The sequence below is a fragment of the Jiangella endophytica genome (genome assembly GCF_003427025.1).
Classification (GTDB): Bacteria; Actinomycetota; Actinomycetes; order Jiangellales; family Jiangellaceae; genus Jiangella; species Jiangella endophytica.
Genome location: NZ_QVAI01000002.1, coordinates 215,795 through 231,524 on the forward strand (window position 1 = coordinate 215,795; position 15,730 = coordinate 231,524).

Genomic DNA, 15,730 nt, shown 5'->3' on the forward strand with positions numbered 1-15,730 from the left:
TTAGCAACTGACAGGTCCCGGGCCTGACGATGTCGTCGAGAGGAAGCTCAGAAGCTATGGCCGACTATTCTCTGCCGGATCTCCCCTACGACTACGGTGCGCTCGAGCCGCACATCGCCGGTCAGATCATGGAACTCCACCACTCCAAGCATCACCAGGCGTATGTCGCCGGCACGAACACCGCCCTCGAGCAGCTGGAGGAGGCGCGCGCCACGAACAAGCTCGGCACCGTCAACCAGCTGCAGAAGAACCTGGCCTTCAACCTCGCCGGCCACGTCAACCACACCGTCTTCTGGAACAACCTGTCGCCCGAGGGTGGCGACAAGCCCGACGGCGACCTGGGCGCCGCGGTCAACGAGTTCTTCGGCTCCTTCGACGGCTTCCGCGCGCACTACACGGCGGCCGCGCTGGGCATCCAGGGCTCCGGCTGGTCCATCCTGGCGTGGGAGAGCATCGGCCAGCGACTGGTCATCGAGCAGCTCTACGACCACCAGGGCAACCTCGCGGCGGGCACCGTCCCGCTGCTCATGCTCGACATGTGGGAGCACGCGTTCTACCTGCAGTACAAGAACGTGAAGCCCGACTACGTGGCGGCGTTCTGGAACATCGTCAACTGGCCGGACGTCGCCGCACGCTTCGAGGCAGCCCGGACGAAGACCTCGGGGCTGATCACGCCCTGATCCGCTCCTGAGGGCGCCGGCAGCCGGCCGGCGCCCTCCACTGCCCGGAGGCCAGCGTGTTCAAACCGCCGCCGCAGCCGAGCCGACGCGGCACCACGGTCCGCATCGCGCTCGCCGCGCTGTGCGTCGGCTATGCGTCGGTGCTCGCGGGCCTGTTGCTCGGCCGCTGAGCGCGGCCGCGTGTGGGCGGCCTCACACCCGGTGCCCGTCACGCTTTCCGGGTCCTCCGCAGTCGTCTCGGTGACACGATCATCGGCACCGAGAGGAACCTCCATGACGCAACGCCTGAACGTCCCCGCCACGACACCTGCGGGCTACCGGGCGGTCTACGGGCTGACGGAGTACGTCAAGGCCAACGTCGACCACACGCTCATGCGGCTGATCGAGCTGCGCGCCTCGATCATCAACGGCTGCTCGTTCTGCGTCGACATGCACAGCCGCGACGCCCTGGCCGACGGTGAGGACTCCCGCCGGCTGTTCGCCGTCGGCGCGTGGGAGGACGCGCCGTTCTTCGACGAGCGGGAGCGGGCGGCGCTGGCGCTCACCGACGCCGTCACCCGGCTGGCCGACGGCGGCGGCGTGTCCGACGACGTGTGGGACGCGGCCGCGAAGCACTTCACCGAGAAGGAGCTGGCCGACGTGTTGCTGACGATCGCGACGATCAACGTGTGGAACCGGCTCAACGTCCCGACCAGAACGCCGGCGCCGGCGACGGTGTGATCGACGGCGGCTGAGCTCCGGCGGCATCGGCCGATGCCGCTGGGGCGCCGGGCCGGCTCGCCAACCGCCCCATCGAGCGACCCCCAAAGCGACCTGCCGACCCCCCAGCGACCGGGCCGAAACCCGGCACGCCCGGGCTGTACCGTCGGCACCATGATCGCATCGCTCACTCGGCGGGCGCTCTACGCGCTCGCCACCAGCACCGAGGTCGAGTCCGTGGTCCGCGCGATCCCACCGGCCCAGGACCTCGCCCAGAACGCCGCCCGCCGCTATGTCGCCGGCACGACGCTGGACGAGGCGCTCGAGACCGTCCGCCGGCTGATCGGCGACGGACTGGCGGTCAGCCTCGACCTGTTCGGCGAGGGCGCGGCCGACGAGGAGGCGCTGGCGGCGACGGTGCGCGGCTACCGCGAGGCGGCCGCCGCGCTGGCGGACGTCGACGGCGACGTGTACCTCGAGATCGTGCCGTCGCACCTCGGCCTGGACCTGGGGCTCGACGTCTGCCGCGGGCACGTGGAACAGCTCCTGGAGGTGCTCCCGGCGAACTCGCGGCTGGAGATCAGCGCCGAGGAGAGTCACCGGACGCCGCACATCATGGACCTCACCGTCGCGCTGGCCGAGGCGGGCGCGCCGGTGCTGGCGACCGTCCAGGCGAACCTGCGGCGCAGCCCCGGCGACGTCGACCGGCTGCTCGCGGCCGAGGTACCGGTCCGGCTGGTCAAGGGCGCGTACCTGGAGTCCGCCGAGGTCGCCCACGCATGGGGCGAGCCGGCCACCGTCGCCTACGTCAAGCTGGCCCACCAGGTGCACGCCGGCGGCGCGGCGCCGGTGCTGGCGACGCACGACCGCGTGCTGCGCGAGGCACTACTGGAGGCGCTGCCCGGCGCGGGGGTCGAGATGCTGCTGGGCGTCCGCGAGGACGACGCCCGCGAGCTGGTCGCCCGCGGCGTCCCGGTGCGCATCTACGCGCCGTACGGCGACAGCTGGTTCCGCTATTGGATGCGCCGGGTGGCCGAATCCCAGGGGGCGTGACCCGCGGCCACCCGGCTGCCCGGGGGTAGGTGCCTCACGCCGGCTGCAGGGTGCGGGTCTCGTACAGCTGGTCCGCCACGCGCTCACCGTCGCGCACGAACGCGACGAGGTAGGAGCGCAGTTCGCGGACGAACTCGGCGACGGCGTCCGGTCCGAAGCCGGCGATCCCGGCCAGCGCGACGACGTCGGCGGTCTCGGCGTCGATGACGGCCTCGGTCATCCGGTCCGGGTCCTGACCGCAGGCGATCGCCAGGCTTCGGATGGTCTCGCCGCGCTCGAGCGCGGCTTCCAGGGCCGTCGGGGTGACGCCGAGGATCTGTGCCGCCGTCGGGATCGCATACATGGCCGTCTCCATCGTGTCGGGTTCGAGTCGGTTCGTGATAGCGATCCTTCCGGTCGTTCCTGAGAACATCCGGAGACGGTCCTGAGAAACGGGTATGAGTCCGTGCTCCTCGGGTACATGCTGGTCCTTGACGAGCAGACCCACCGAAGGAGCGGCGACGATGCTCGACGAGGCCAGCACCCGGACCATCGACGACGCCCTGCTCACGCGCATCGACGCGTGGTGGCGGGCGGCCAACTATCTCTCCGTCGGGCAGATCTACCTGCTGGACAACCCGCTGCTGCGCGAGCCGCTGCGGGCCGAGCACGTCAAGCCACGGCTGCTCGGCCACTGGGGCACCTCGCCCGGCCAGAACTTCCTGTACGCGCACCTCAACCGTGCGATCGTCCAGCGCGACCTCGACATGATCTACCTGTCCGGGCCGGGCCACGGCGGCCCGTCGCTGGTGTCGGCGGCCTGGCTCGACGGCACCTACAGCGAGGTCTACTCCAACGTCGGCGACGACGAAGCCGGCCTGCGCGAGCTGTTCCGGCAGTTCTCCTTCCCCGGCGGCATCCCCAGCCACGTCGCGCCGGAGACACCCGGCTCGATCCACGAGGGCGGCGAGCTGGGCTACGTGCTGTCACACGCCTACGGTGCCGCGTTCGACAACCCCGGCCTCACGGTGGCGGCCTGCATCGGCGACGGTGAGGCCGAGACCGCCGCGCTGGCCACGGCCTGGCACAGCAACAAGTTCCTCAACCCGGCCACCGACGGCGCCGTGCTGCCGATCCTGCACCTCAACGGCTACAAGATCGCCAATCCGACGGTGCTGGCCCGCATCCCGCGGCGCGAGCTGGAACACCTGATGGTCGGTTACGGCTACACGCCCTACTGGTTCGAGGCCGGCCTCGACGACGAGGACCACCTGTCGATCCACCGCCGGTTCGCCGAGCTGCTCGACCACGTACTCGACCAGATCGCGACGAACCAGCGCGAGGCGCGCGCCGGCACCCACGACCACCGCCCGGACTGGCCGGTGATCATCTTCAAGACACCGAAGGGCTGGACCGGGCCGCGCGAAGTCGACGGCCACCTCGTCGAGAACACCTACCGGGCGCACCAGGTGCCGATGAGCGCGGTCCGCGGCAACGAGGAGTACACGCGGCTGCTGGAGCAGTGGATGCGCTCCTACCGGCCCGAGGAGCTGTTCGACGACGACGGCCGGCTCCGCGCCGACCTGCGTGACCTGTCGCCGTCGGGTCCCCGGCGCATGAGCGCGAACCCACACGCCAACGGCGGTGTGCTCACCCGAGACCTGCGGCTGCCCGATTTCCGCGGCCACGCCGTCGACGTGCCGGTGCCGGGTGGCTCGATCGCCGAGCCGACCCGGGTGCTGGGCGAGTGGCTGGCCGGCGTCGTCCGCGAGAACCCGACGAACTTCCTCATCATGGGGCCGGACGAGACGGCCTCGAACCGGCTCTCGGCCGCGGTCGACGTCGCCGGCAAGCGCTGGCTCGGCGAGACGCTGCCCACCGACGACTCGCTGTCGCCCGACGGCCGGGTGCTGGAGATGCTGTCCGAGCACCAGTGCCAGGGCTGGTTGGAGGGCTACCTGCTGACCGGCCGGCACGGGCTGTTCAACTGCTACGAGGCGTTCATCCACATCATCGACGCGATGTTCAACCAGCACGCGAAGTGGTTGAAGGTGACCCGCGAGATCCCGTGGCGGGCGCCCATCCCGTCGCTGAACTACCTGCTGTCGTCGCACGTGTGGCGCCAGGACCACAACGGCTTCTCGCACCAGGACCCCGGCTTCATCGACCACGTCGTGAACAAGAAGGCCGACGTCATCCGGGTCTACCTGCCGCCGGACGCGAACACGCTGCTGTCCACGTACGACCACTGCCTGCGCAGCCGCGACTACGTCAACGTCGTCGTCGCCGGCAAGCAGCCGGGGCCGCAGTGGCTGACCATGGACGAGGCCGTCGCACACTGCACGCGCGGCATCGGCATCTGGGAGTGGGCCAGCACCGACGGCGGCGAGGGCGAGCCCGACGTCGTCCTCGCCTGCGCCGGCGACATCCCCACCGTCGAGACGCTGGCCGCGGTCGACCTCATCCGCCAGCACCTGCCGCAGCTGCGGGTCCGGGTCATCAACGTCGTCGACCTCATGCGGCTGCAGGACGAGGCCGAGCACCCGCACGGGCTGAGCGACCGCGAGTTCGACGCGCTGTTCACCACCGACAAGCCGGTCGTGTTCGCCTACCACGGCTACCCGTGGCTGATCCACCGGCTGACCTACCGGCGCACCAACCACGACAACCTCCACGTCCGCGGTTACAAGGAGGAGGGCACCACCACCACGCCGTTCGACATGGTGATGCTCAACGACCTCGACCGCTACCACCTGGTCATGGACGTCATCGACCGCGTGCCCGGGCTGGCGTCCGAGCAGGCAGTGCTGCGGCAGCGCATGACCGACGCCCGGCTGCGAGCCCGGCAGTACACCCGCGAGTACGGCACCGACCTCCCGGAGGTGGCCGGATGGGCGTGGCCCGACGCGCGGGCCCGCGGGTTGCCGGGCGCCGCGGGCGACGACACCGCGGCCGACTTCGAGGCGACACCGGGACCGGCGCGAGCGGAGGGCTGACGGGTTCCGGCTGTCGGCGGTCCGGGGCACATGCCGGGCATGACGATGACCGTCCGGGAGCTGAACAGGGCCACGCTGGCCCGGCAACTGCTGCCGGAGCGCGCGGCCACCGGCGTCGCCGACGAGGCCGCAGGGCTGTCCACGCCGCTCTCCGACCGCGACCCCACGGTGTACCGCCGCTACGACCGCTGGTGGGCCGGACTCCCCGCCGAGGAGGTCCGGGTGCTCCCCCGCTGACGGTGTGACCGGGGCGACTCGCGGAACCGCCATCCCGGTCGCCGAGTTCCTCGTACTACAAGCAGGTACACCCACTGCATGGAGGTCGACCAGATGTCTCTGTTCACCCGCCGCCGCGTGGTCATCGGTGTCGGCTCGCTGGCCGCCCTCGTGCTGATCGTGATCGGCGGGACGTATCTGTACGTCAACGTCATCAGCGGCGACGCGCCCGCACCGCTCTCGTTGGAGTCGTCGCCGCCGCCCGCCACCGGTGGCAACACCGACCTCACCGGCGACTGGGCGGTGGCCGGCGGGTCCGAGGCCGGCTACCGGGTCGACGAGGTGCTCAACGGCCAGGACAACACGGTCGTCGGCCGCACCAGCGACGTGACCGGTCAGGTCACGGTGGCGAACGACGAGGTGACCGCCGGCGAGATCACCGTCGACATGACCACCGTCACCACCGACAGCGGCAGCCGCGACGGCCAGTTCCGCGGCCCGATCATGCAGACCGACGAGTTCCCGACGTCGACGTTCACGCTGACCTCACCGGTGCCGTTGACCGGCCTCGACGCCGGCGGCCCGATCAGCGTCACGGCGACCGGCGACCTCAAGGTGCGCGACGTCACCCACTCGATCGAGATCCAGCTGGAGGTGCAGCGCTCCGGCAACGGCGTCCAGGTGGCCGGCTCCGGCGCGATCCAGTTCTCCGACTTCGACGTCGACCCGCCGAACCTCGGCTTCGTCAAGGTCGAGGACCACGGGACGGTCGAGTTCCTGCTGACGCTCGACCGCGGCTGACGCGACGGCGCCGGCCACACCGCGCGATGCGGTCCGACCGGCGCCGGCGTCGAGACGTGCCGGGTCAGCGCGGCGCGGCCGGCGGCTCCGGCTGGTCACCCTCGGCCGAGGGCTCCGGCTGGACCGGGAGCGGCGTCGTGGGTTGCACGGGCGCCTCCGCACCGCTCGGCGGCGCGAACGGGCCGGCCGGCGGCGAGGCGGCAGCCTCCGGAGCAGCCTCGGCGTCGGGCCCGGGACCGGGCGGCGGCGGGACCGCGCCGACGGTCGCCTCCTCCGCGGGCGGCGCCTGGTCGCGGTTGCGCGACAGGAAGAACAGCAGCCCCACCAGACCCGCCACCACGACCACGATGAGGATCCAGATCCACACCGGGATGCCGTCGCCGCCCCCGCCGCCGGAGTCGGCGGACCGGGCGCTGAGCTCGTTGGCCTCGCCCGGCACCGGCGTCCAGCTGACGGTGGTGCCGTCGAGGTCACCGTTGTGCTCGGTGACCTCGCCGGGGAACGTGATGCTGATGTTGAGGTCGAAGGAGTCCATCAGACCCTCGAGGTCGCCGAGGTCACCGGCCCCGGCGCCGAGCTCGTCCTGGAGCTGCTCGAGGTCGCCGCCCATCGACTCCGGATCCAGGTCCGACATGTCGAGGCTCCCGGCGACGACGATCTCGTCGCCCTCGTGGGTGATGCTGAAACCGGACGCACCGGCGTCAGCGAACTCCGACAGCGCGCTGTCCTCGAAGACGAGCCGCTGGCCGACGTAGTCGCCGTCCTCGTACGCCTCGGCCTCGGCGCCGTCGGGCAGGTCCTGGCCCAGCTCGCCGAAGAGGTCGCTCGGGTCCTCGCCCATCGCGTCGGCCACGGCCGAAGCGTCGCGGCTGATGGCGAGGATGATCTCGCCGTTGACCGTGTCGTCCTCGCCCACGTCGAGCTGCATATCCATCTTCACGCACCCGGTCAGCAGCAGCGCCGCTGCCACCACCGTCAGGGCACGCACAGGTCGGGTTCGATTCATGGCCCGCAGCCTGGCACAACGGTCACCGTTTCGGCACCTCCGAACGGCGCCGGGTTCCGGCTACCGTGAGGGGATGCGGATCGTGTCGCTCCTCCCGTCGACGACGGAGATCCTGTTCGCGGTCGGCGCTGGCGACGACGTCGTCGGCGTGACCTTCGAGTGCGACCACCCCGCGGCCGCTCGTACCAAGCGCATCGTCTCGACCAGCACGCTCCCCGAGGGCATCGGCCCGGCGGAGATCGACCGGCTGGTGGCGCAACGCATGGCCGCCGGCGACGATCTCTACCACCTCGACGAGGGCGCGCTGGCCGGGCTCGACGCCGACCTCGTCGTCACCCAGGACCTGTGTGCCGTGTGCGCCGTCGACGTCACCGAGGTGCGCGACGCGCTGGCGCACCTGCGCTGCACGGCCGACGTGCTCACCATCGACCCGCAGGACCTCGGCCAGGTGCTCGAGTCCGTCCGCCGCATCGGCGCCGCGGTGGGCGCGGCGACGCGGGCGGACGAGCTGGTCCGTTCGCTGACCGGCCGCCTCGACGTCGTCCGGTCGAAGGTCGCGCACCTGCCGCCGGTGCCGACCATGGTGCTGGAGTGGACCGACCCGCCGTTCGCGCCCGGTCACTGGGTGCCGGACATGGTCACGTCAGCGGGCGGCACGCCGGTGCTGGGCCGGGCCGGCGAGCGCTCCTACCGCATCACCCCGGAGGCGCTGGCGGCCTGCGGGGCCGACGTCGTCGTCTGCGCGCCGTGCGGCTATGGCCTGGACGAGTCCGCGCGGCTGGCCGCCGAGCTGGTCAGCCGCGGTGGCCTGCCGGACGCACCGGTGTGGGCGGTCGACGCCAACGCCTCGTTCGCGCGGCCCGGGCCACGGCTCGTCGACGGCGTCGAGGCGCTGGCCGCGATCCTGCACCCCGGCGCCGCGGGCGAGCCGCACCCGGCGTTGGCGCGCCGGATCGTCTGACCGGGCTCAGGCGGCGGCGCGCAGGATGTCCAGCGCGCGATCGGCGTGCTTCTCCATGGCCAGCTCGCTGCGGACCACGCCGATGACTCTGGCGTCGGTGCCGATGACGAACGTGTGCCGCTTGACCGGTATGGCGCCCAGCCGTCGCTTGACGCCGAACTGCTCGGCCACCGTGCGCTCGGGGTCGCTGAGCAGCGGGTACCCGAGGTCGTTGCCGGCGGCGAAGGCCTGCTGTCGCTCGACGGCGTCGGCGCTGATGCCGACCGGCTGGGCGCCGGCGGCGGCGAACTCGACGGCGAGGTCGCGGAAATGGCAGGCCTCGGCCGTGCAGCCGCGGCTCATCGCGGCGGGGTAGAAGAAGAGCACCACCGGGCCGGTGGCCAGCAACTCGCTGAGGCGACGCGGGGTGCCGGACTGGTCGGGCAGGGCGAAGTCGTCGACGGTGTCACCGACATCCATGCCTCCATCCTGCCACCGCGGACGATCAAGCGGTGACGGCGGCCGCGATCAGCAGGACGGCCGACGCCGCCAGCACCGCGATGCTCGCGACGGCGGGCGTCGCCGCCACCCCGCCTGACGGCGCGGTGCGGCGCGCCTCCCAGCGCTGCCGCACCGCCAGCAGGGCCGGTGCGGGCCGCCGTCCGGCCAGGGCGACGGCGTCGCGCTCCAGGACGCCGCCGGGGGTGACGTGCCGGTCGTAGAGGGCGGACATCGACGCCGGCCCCGGCGCCGCCACCGCCCGGCAGCTGAGGTCGCCGGCGCGCAGCCGCAGCGACCAGCCGAAGCTGGCCTCGTCGAGCGCGGACCAGCCGATGCGCACGTCGCGCAGCGGGTTGCGGACGGTGACGGCGGCATCGTCGATGACCACCGCCGGGCGCCAGCACATCACCCACAACAGCCCGCTCACCGCGGCGGCGAACGGCAGCCCGGCGCCGCCCGGCGGCCAGGCCGCCACCAGCCAGCCGAGCACGAGTGCCCAGCCCACGACGGCCACGGCGCGACCGAGCGCGTGCCGCACGACCACAGAATCCGTCACGGGTCGATCGTGGCACATCAGGCGACGCAACCGTTCTGACCGACCGATGCGTCATCCTCTATATGCGTCGGCGATTCGAGGCGGGTGATGCGGATGCGGCTACGGGCCAGTGCGGCGCTCGTCCTGGTGCTGCTCACGTGTTGCCGTGCCGAGGCCGGGACCACCGACGTACCGTCCGGCGCGAAGGTCGGGGCGGCGCCGCCGGCCACCCGCGTCTGCGACCTCGTCAGCCCCGACGGGGTGCGCTCCATCTACGCCGGTGTGCGGATCGAGTTGAGCGACTATGCGGGCCCCGTCGGTGACCCGTCGTTCGACAGCTGCGAGATCACCGTCGACCACGGCACGACCACCAGCCCGCAGACCCCGTTCCAACTCCAGGTGTCCATCGACACGGTGACACCGTCCGAGCACCGGGCGATCCTGGACAAGTTCGTCGCCGACGGCCTGGGCCCGCGGGTCGAGGTGCCCGGGCTGGGCGACGCGGCGCACGTCGTCGGGGCCGGCTTCATGCAGGTCTACGCCGACGGCCGGCTGCTGCGCGTCCTGGGTGGCGGCGACCAGAACGCCATCGAGCTGGCCGAACTGGTGCTGCCGCGGCTGCCGGAACTCGCTCCGGCGACGGAGCTGGGCGCCCTGCCGGCCTGCGACGCGCTGACCGCTCAGGCCGAGGCGTTGCTGGGCACGCACGCAGAGGAGCGCGACGATCGGCGCACCGTCGACGAGCTGCGGTGCGCATGGATCGCCGGCGCCGAGTCGGTGTCCGCGCGCATCAGCGGCTACGGCGACGAGGTCGGGCGCATGTGGGCGACGACCGAGCTGCCTGGCGCCGAGACGATCCACGTCGGCGGACTGCGCGACAACGGCGTCTACATGCCCAGCGGCGGCATCTACCTCTGGATGGGCGAGCAGCAGGTCAACCTGTATCTCCGGCATCGGCCGCACCAACCGGCCGACCGCGAGGCGCTGACGGCGCTGGCCGAAGCGTTCGCTCCCACGCTGCTCGCCGTCGCGCCCCGGATCGGTCCGCCCGTGGGCTGAGACGTCACCAGTGGCCGTGCACCAGCGGCCGGACGCGCTCGTCGTAGATCCGCCCGATAGCCGCCGCGGTCGACGCGTCGAGGGGGGCCAGCCGTGCCGCGCCCGCGTTCGCGACGGCCTGCTCCGGGCTGCGCGCGCCGGGGATGACGACGGTTACGGCCGGCTGGTCGAGGATCCAGCGCAGCGCGAACTGCGCGGTACTGACGTCGGGCGGGGTCAGCGCCGCGATCTCGCGGGCCGCCTCGACCCCGACCTCGAACGGGACGCCGGAGAACGTCTCGCCGACGTCGAACGCCTCGCCGGCCCGGTTGAACGTGCGGTGGTCGTTCGGGCCGAACGTCGTCGACGCGTCGTAGCGGCCGGACAGCAGCCCGCTGGCCAGCGGGACGCGGGCGATGATGCCGACTCCGGCCGCGGCGGCCGCCGGGAGCACGTCGTCCAGCGGCTTCTGCCGGAAGCAGTTGAGGATGATCTGGATGGTGGCCACGCCGGGACGGCGCAGTGCGGCCAGTGCCTCGTCGCAGGTCTCGACGCTCACTCCGTAGGCGGCGACCCGCTTCTCCTCGACCAGGGTGTCCAGCGCGTCGAAGACGGCGTCGCGGGAGTACACCTCGGCCGGCGGGCAGTGCAGCTGCACGAGGTCGAGCGTGTCGACGCCCAGGTGCTCGCGGCTGCGATCGGTCCAGCCCCGGAACGCGTCGAGCGTGTACGCCGACGCCACGTGCGGGTTCGCCCGTCGGCCGAGCTTGGTGGCGACGGTGAGCCCGGCGTCCGGGCGGCGGCGCAGCAACTCGCCGACGAACCGCTCGCTGCGGCCGTCGCCGTACACGTCGGCGGTGTCGACGAACGTCACCCCGGCGTCGACCGCCGCCTCGAGCGCCGCCAGCGCGGCGTCGTCGTCGACGGTGCCCCAGTCGGCGCCGATCTGCCACGCCCCGAACCCCACGATGCCGACCGCGCGGCCCGTCGGCCCCAGCTCTCTCGTCTCCACGGGGGCGAGCCTACGGGGACGCGTGGGGGGCGGGTGTCCTGGCTCAGCGCGGCAGGTGAGCCTCGATGGCCCGCACCAGCTCGTCGGACTCCGGCTCGACCCCCGGGCGGAACCGGCCGAGCACGGCGCCGTCAGTGGAGACCAGGAACTTCTCGAAGTTCCACTGGACGTCGCCGGCCTCACCACCGGTGTCGGCGACCTGGGTCAGCTCGGCGTACAGCGGCTGCTGATCGGGCCCGTTGACGTCGGCCTTCTCGTACAGCGGGAACGTCACGCCGTAGGTGGTGGAGCAGAACTCCTGGATCTCCTCGGCGGTGCCCGGCTCCTGGCCACCGAACTGGTTGCACGGGAAGCCGAGCACGCTGAAGCCGCGGCCGGCATAGCGCTCCTGCAACCGCTCGAGGCCCTCGTACTGGGGTGTCAGGCCGCACTTCGACGCGACGTTGACCAGCAGGAGGAGGTCTCCCCGATGGTCGGCAAGCGAGGCGTCCGCCCCGTCGATGGTGTGCAACGGAATGTCGTACAGGCTGCTCAACGCGGGACTCCTCATGCCTGGGTGGTGGTCTTCCCCTCGGAAGACAACCACACCGCCGGTGCGGTTCTTCCGGCCGGGAGGCATTGCCGACGCGGCGGGTGAGGAGAAGAATCCGAAGTACCAGCCCCAGTCGTTTCGAGGGGGAAGATCATGCTGACCAACGCCACCATGAGCACCGTGCTCCCGGTCTCCGACGTCGACCGCGCGGCCGCGTTCTACCGCGACCGGCTCGGCCTGCAGGATCTCGGCGACGTCCCCGGAGGCAACCACGCACTGCGCACCACCGCGGGCGCCACCATCGAGCTGATGGAGGCCGAACCCGGCGCACAGAGCCACCACACCGCCGCGACGTTCGGTGTCTCCGACCTCCCTCAGGAGGTCGCCGAGCTGGAGTCGCGCGGGGTCGCGTTCGAGGACTACGACCTGCCCGAGCTCAAGACGGTCGGCCACATCGCCACGCACGGCGACGACCGCGCCGCGTGGTTCACCGACACCGAGGGGAACATCCTCTGCCTGCACGAGGCGCCCCGCTGACACCACATACGCTCGCCGGATGGAGATCAGGGACGCGCGGGCCGACGACTGGCCGGCCATCTGGCCGATCCTGCGGCACATCGTCGCGGCGGGCGAGACGTACACGCTGCCACGCGACCTCGACGCCGAGCTGGGACGGCGCATCTGGCTGCTGGAGCCGCCGGACCGCACGGTCGTCGCCGTCGACGAGGACGGGACGGTGCTCGGCTCGGCGAAGATGAACCGGAACCACCTGGGGCCGGCGTCGCACATCGCCAGCGCGAGCTTCATCGTGGCGCCGGAGCATTCCGGACAGGGCGTCGGGCGGGCGCTCGGCGAGCACGTCATCGACTGGGCCCGCACCGCCGGGTACCGGGCGATGCAGTTCAACGCGGTGGTCGAGACCAACACCCGGGCGGTCGCTCTGTGGCGATCGCTCGGGTTCGAGGTCATCGGGACGCTACCGGAGGGGTTCTCGCACCCGATGCACGGCTACGTCGGGCTGCACATCATGCACCGGCGGTTGTGACCGGCTCGAGATCGCGGCGGCGCAGGTCGCTGAGCCAGGCGTCGACCCGTCCGGTGTCGGGCCCGGGCGACAGGTACGACGCCGCGGCCGCCTCGTCGAGCTGCTGCTGCAGCTCCACGCGGTAGGCATCGACCCGCTCCCACGGCAGCGCACCGGCCCGGACGGCCGCCAGCCTCTCGACGTGCTCATCGGACGGGACGCCGACGTCGCCGCCGCGCAGCAGCGCCTGCCCGTCGATGAGCAGGCGGAGCAGGTCGGCGGCAGCGGTCGCCTGTTCCTTGTCCAGGCCGTCGTCGCCGGCCAGCCGGGTGAATCCGGCCAGCACGTGGTCGGCGTAGGCGGCGGAGATGGTCTGCGACAGGAACGCCGGCCGCAGGTCCAGCAGCTCGCTGCCGACCTCGCTGACCCAGACCCGGCGCGGCGACCACAGCAGCTCCAGGCAGATCGGGTCGGCGTCGAGGGCCAGCCGGCAGAACTGCTCGACCTCCCACGACAGCCAGGACGGTCCCGGCCCGGCGACCTGCTCAGGCGGCTTGCGCAGCGACCAGAACGCCGCCGTGGGCGCCTGATAGACGGCGCGCACCGTCAGCTCGGCGCCGGGGTCGGCGGGCGGATGGCCGACGGCGGCGGCGAGCAGCGTGCGCGCGACGACCAGGTCGTCCGGCGCACCGGAGCGGACCGGTTCCGGCAGCTCGGACGGCGGGTCGGCGAGCGGGGTCAGCTGGTCGGGCGTGGCCTCGACCAGCCGGCCGTCGGCCAGCGCGACGGTGTACGCGCCGTCGGCCTCGCGGAGGACGCGGCCGGCGAGACCGCGGCCGTTCCCCGGGCCGGCGGCGTCGGCCGCGGTGCCGTGCACGACGACCTGCATGCCGACGGGGACTCGCGCAGGGGCGCTCAGGCGAGACATGACGACCATTCTCGCTCGCCGCAGGCGCGCCCGTCCGACGATCCATCGGGTTTCAACCGTTTGGACCGGATCATTTGCATCGGCAGGTACCTGCGCCGCCGGTAGGTTGAGGTCATGAGCGAGCAGCAGTGGACCGCCGTCGACCGCTATCTCGGCGAGCACCTCGTCGGCGCCGACCCGGCGCTCGACGACGCGCTGCGGGCCAGCGACGCGGCCGGCCTGCCCGCCATCAACGTCGCACCCAACCAGGGCAAGTTCCTGCACCTGCTGACACTGATCGCCGGCGCCCGGCGGGTCCTCGAGATCGGCACGCTGGGCGGCTACAGCACCATCTGGCTGGCCCGGGCGCTGCCCGACGACGGCCGGCTGATCACGCTCGAGGCCGACCCCGCCCACGCCGAGGTGGCCACGGCGAACCTCGGCCGTGCCGGTCTCCTCGACCGCGTCGACGTCCGGGTCGGCAAGGCGCTGGACACCCTCCCACGATTGCAGGCCGAGGGCGCCGGTCCGTTCGATCTCGTCTTCATCGACGCGGACAAACCGTCCAACCTCGACTACGTCAGCTGGGCGCTGCGGCTGGGCCGCCGCGGCACCGTCATCGTCGTCGACAATGTCGTGCGCGCCGGCCGGGTCATCGACGCAACCACCGGCGACGCGTCGATCGACGGCACCCGGCGGCTGTTCGAGTACGTCGCCACCGAGCCGCGGCTCACCGCGACCGCCGTCCAGACCGTGGGCACCAAGGGCTACGACGGCTTCCTGCTGGCGCTGGTGACTACCGACCTCTGAGAACGGGCCGTCAGGCCAGGACGCCGGCCGACGAGTCGTTCGAGCATCACGCGACCGCGCGGCCGAACCGCTGCGAGATCTCGCGCAGGTAGCCGCGCAGCTCGGCCGGCTCGACGACGTCGAAGTCGGCGGCGATCGCGCCGAGCATGAAGGCCGGCCAGTCCAGCGTGTCGACGTTCATCGTGAGCCGGCAGGACGCGGCACCGGTCGGCTCGACCGTCCCCCAGGTCGACACCTGGGACGCGACCTCGCCGGCCGGCGCCCGGACGTCGACGACGACGCGGTAGCGGGTCGGCACGGCGGCCAGCCGCTCGTGGACGAACGTGGCGGCGTCGGCGGCCGGCAGTTCGCGCGGCCGGAACCGGGCGCCGGTCGCGACCGGCTCGGTCAGGCGGTCGACGCGGAACGTGCGCCAGTCGTGCCGTTCGACGTCCCAGGCGACGAGGTACCAGCGGCGCCCGCGCGACACCAGCCGGTACGGCTCCACCAGCCGGCCGGTCGCGGCGCCGTCACGCGACGTGTACCGGAACCGCAGCCGCTCGTCGTCGCGGCAGGCCTGCGCGATGACGGTGAGCGCGTCGGAGTCGACCCGCGGGCCGTCGCCGGGGACGGACGGGACGGTGTAGGTGTGCAGTGCGTCGACGCGGCGACGCAGCCGCGGCGGCAGCACCTGGACCACCTTGGTCAGTGCCCGCACCGACGTCTCCTCGATGCCGCCGACGCCACCGCCCGCGGCCGTGCGCAGGCTGACCGCGATGGCCACCGCCTCCTCGTCGTCCAGCAGCAGCGGCGGCAGCGCGGCACCGGCCTGCAACTGGTAGCCGCCGGCGACCCCCCGGGCGGCGTCGACGGGGTAGCCCAGCTCGCGCAGCCGGTCGACGTCGCGGCGCAGCGTGCGCGGGCTGACGCCGAGCCGACCGGCCAGTTCCTCCCCCGGCCAGTACCGATGCGTCTGCAGCAGCGACAGCAGCCGCAGCATCCGAGCACTCGTGTTCGCCATG

At 72.4% G+C, this 15,730-nt stretch carries 19 protein-coding genes; 11 read left to right on the top strand and 8 right to left on the bottom strand.

Translation table 11 applies throughout. The features are described 5' to 3' along the window. Positions 1–56 precede the first annotated feature (56 nt). The 3 genes from DZA62_RS05340 to DZA62_RS05350 all read left to right on the top strand — a co-directional run bounded on the left by DZA62_RS05340 (position 57) and on the right by DZA62_RS05350 (position 2,432). Positions 57–680, top strand: a complete 624-nt coding sequence (locus DZA62_RS05340; protein WP_116947758.1) for a superoxide dismutase — start codon at positions 57–59, stop codon at positions 678–680. Positions 681–953: 273 nt separating this feature from the next. Beyond that, positions 954–1,400 carry a carboxymuconolactone decarboxylase family protein gene (locus tag DZA62_RS05345; protein ID WP_116947759.1) on the top strand — a complete coding sequence of 149 codons (447 nt, stop codon included), beginning with the start codon at positions 954–956 and terminating at the stop codon, positions 1,398–1,400. 153 nt (positions 1,401–1,553) lie between these two features. Beyond that, positions 1,554–2,432 carry a proline dehydrogenase family protein gene (locus tag DZA62_RS05350; protein ID WP_157987491.1) on the top strand — a complete coding sequence of 293 codons (879 nt, stop codon included), beginning with the start codon at positions 1,554–1,556 and terminating at the stop codon, positions 2,430–2,432. A 34-nt stretch (positions 2,433–2,466) separates the two neighbouring features. Here the strand turns inward: DZA62_RS05350 and DZA62_RS05355 are convergent, their stop codons facing one another. Then, a complete protein-coding gene (locus DZA62_RS05355) occupies positions 2,467–2,775 on the bottom strand; it encodes a hypothetical protein (protein WP_157987492.1) in 309 nt (102 codons plus the stop codon). Positions 2,776–2,935: 160 nt separating this feature from the next. Between DZA62_RS05355 and DZA62_RS05360 the strand changes: the two genes are divergently transcribed. From DZA62_RS05360 to DZA62_RS05370, 3 genes are all read left to right on the top strand, one after another. Beyond that, the gene (locus tag DZA62_RS05360; protein ID WP_116947762.1) at positions 2,936–5,407 is read left to right on the top strand and encodes a phosphoketolase family protein; all 2,472 of its coding nucleotides are present in this window, start codon (positions 2,936–2,938) and stop codon (positions 5,405–5,407) included. A gap of 39 nt (positions 5,408–5,446) precedes the next feature. Continuing rightward, positions 5,447–5,644 carry a hypothetical protein gene (locus DZA62_RS05365; RefSeq protein ID WP_157987493.1) on the top strand — a complete coding sequence of 66 codons (198 nt, stop codon included), beginning with the start codon at positions 5,447–5,449 and terminating at the stop codon, positions 5,642–5,644. A gap of 78 nt (positions 5,645–5,722) precedes the next feature. Continuing rightward, the gene (locus tag DZA62_RS05370) at positions 5,723–6,424 is read left to right on the top strand and encodes a YceI family protein (protein WP_116947764.1); all 702 of its coding nucleotides are present in this window, start codon (positions 5,723–5,725) and stop codon (positions 6,422–6,424) included. A gap of 64 nt (positions 6,425–6,488) precedes the next feature. Here DZA62_RS05370 and DZA62_RS05375 read toward each other — a convergent pair whose 3' ends face one another. Further along, on the bottom strand, positions 6,489–7,430 hold the full coding sequence (locus DZA62_RS05375) for an LppM family (lipo)protein (protein WP_157987494.1): 942 nt from the start codon (positions 7,428–7,430) through the stop codon (positions 6,489–6,491). A gap of 73 nt (positions 7,431–7,503) precedes the next feature. On the opposite strand from DZA62_RS05375, the gene DZA62_RS05380 reads away from it, so the two are divergent. Then, the gene (locus DZA62_RS05380) at positions 7,504–8,391 is read left to right on the top strand and encodes an ABC transporter substrate-binding protein (protein ID WP_116947766.1); all 888 of its coding nucleotides are present in this window, start codon (positions 7,504–7,506) and stop codon (positions 8,389–8,391) included. Between the two features lie 6 nt (positions 8,392–8,397). Here DZA62_RS05380 and DZA62_RS05385 read toward each other — a convergent pair whose 3' ends face one another. After that, a complete protein-coding gene (locus DZA62_RS05385) occupies positions 8,398–8,850 on the bottom strand; it encodes a peroxiredoxin (protein WP_116947767.1) in 453 nt (150 codons plus the stop codon). A gap of 25 nt (positions 8,851–8,875) precedes the next feature. Next, positions 8,876–9,427, bottom strand: a complete 552-nt coding sequence (locus tag DZA62_RS05390; RefSeq protein ID WP_198663444.1) for a PH domain-containing protein — start codon at positions 9,425–9,427, stop codon at positions 8,876–8,878. A 93-nt stretch (positions 9,428–9,520) separates the two neighbouring features. Between DZA62_RS05390 and DZA62_RS05395 the strand changes: the two genes are divergently transcribed. Further along, complete coding sequence (locus tag DZA62_RS05395) at positions 9,521–10,465, top strand: hypothetical protein (protein ID WP_157987495.1); 945 nt, start codon at positions 9,521–9,523, stop codon at positions 10,463–10,465. Between the two features lie 4 nt (positions 10,466–10,469). Here DZA62_RS05395 and DZA62_RS05400 read toward each other — a convergent pair whose 3' ends face one another. Together DZA62_RS05400 and DZA62_RS05405 are read right to left on the bottom strand one after the other, a co-directional pair. Continuing rightward, positions 10,470–11,456 (bottom strand): aldo/keto reductase, encoded by a 987-nt coding sequence (locus DZA62_RS05400; RefSeq protein WP_116947770.1) that lies wholly within the window; start codon positions 11,454–11,456, stop codon positions 10,470–10,472. A gap of 43 nt (positions 11,457–11,499) precedes the next feature. After that, positions 11,500–11,991, bottom strand: a complete 492-nt coding sequence (locus tag DZA62_RS05405) for a glutathione peroxidase (RefSeq protein ID WP_116947771.1) — start codon at positions 11,989–11,991, stop codon at positions 11,500–11,502. A gap of 150 nt (positions 11,992–12,141) precedes the next feature. Between DZA62_RS05405 and DZA62_RS05410 the strand changes: the two genes are divergently transcribed. Together DZA62_RS05410 and DZA62_RS05415 are read left to right on the top strand one after the other, a co-directional pair. Continuing rightward, positions 12,142–12,525 (top strand): VOC family protein, encoded by a 384-nt coding sequence (locus DZA62_RS05410; RefSeq protein WP_116947772.1) that lies wholly within the window; start codon positions 12,142–12,144, stop codon positions 12,523–12,525. A 19-nt stretch (positions 12,526–12,544) separates the two neighbouring features. Further along, complete coding sequence (locus DZA62_RS05415; RefSeq protein WP_116947773.1) at positions 12,545–13,033, top strand: GNAT family N-acetyltransferase; 489 nt, start codon at positions 12,545–12,547, stop codon at positions 13,031–13,033. On the opposite strand, the gene DZA62_RS05420 is transcribed toward DZA62_RS05415, so the two are convergent. After that, positions 13,014–13,940 (bottom strand): DNA polymerase beta superfamily protein, encoded by a 927-nt coding sequence (locus DZA62_RS05420; RefSeq protein WP_157987496.1) that lies wholly within the window; start codon positions 13,938–13,940, stop codon positions 13,014–13,016. The two genes, DZA62_RS05415 and DZA62_RS05420, sit on opposite strands and share 20 nt — an antisense overlap. Before the next feature lie 114 nt (positions 13,941–14,054). Between DZA62_RS05420 and DZA62_RS05425 the strand changes: the two genes are divergently transcribed. After that, positions 14,055–14,729: an O-methyltransferase gene (locus DZA62_RS05425; RefSeq protein ID WP_116947775.1), complete on the top strand. Its 675-nt coding sequence runs from the start codon at positions 14,055–14,057 to the stop codon at positions 14,727–14,729. A 46-nt stretch (positions 14,730–14,775) separates the two neighbouring features. Here the strand turns inward: DZA62_RS05425 and DZA62_RS05430 are convergent, their stop codons facing one another. Further along, positions 14,776–15,729 carry a helix-turn-helix transcriptional regulator gene (locus DZA62_RS05430; RefSeq protein ID WP_198663446.1) on the bottom strand — a complete coding sequence of 318 codons (954 nt, stop codon included), beginning with the start codon at positions 15,727–15,729 and terminating at the stop codon, positions 14,776–14,778. Position 15,730: the final 1 nt, after the last annotated feature.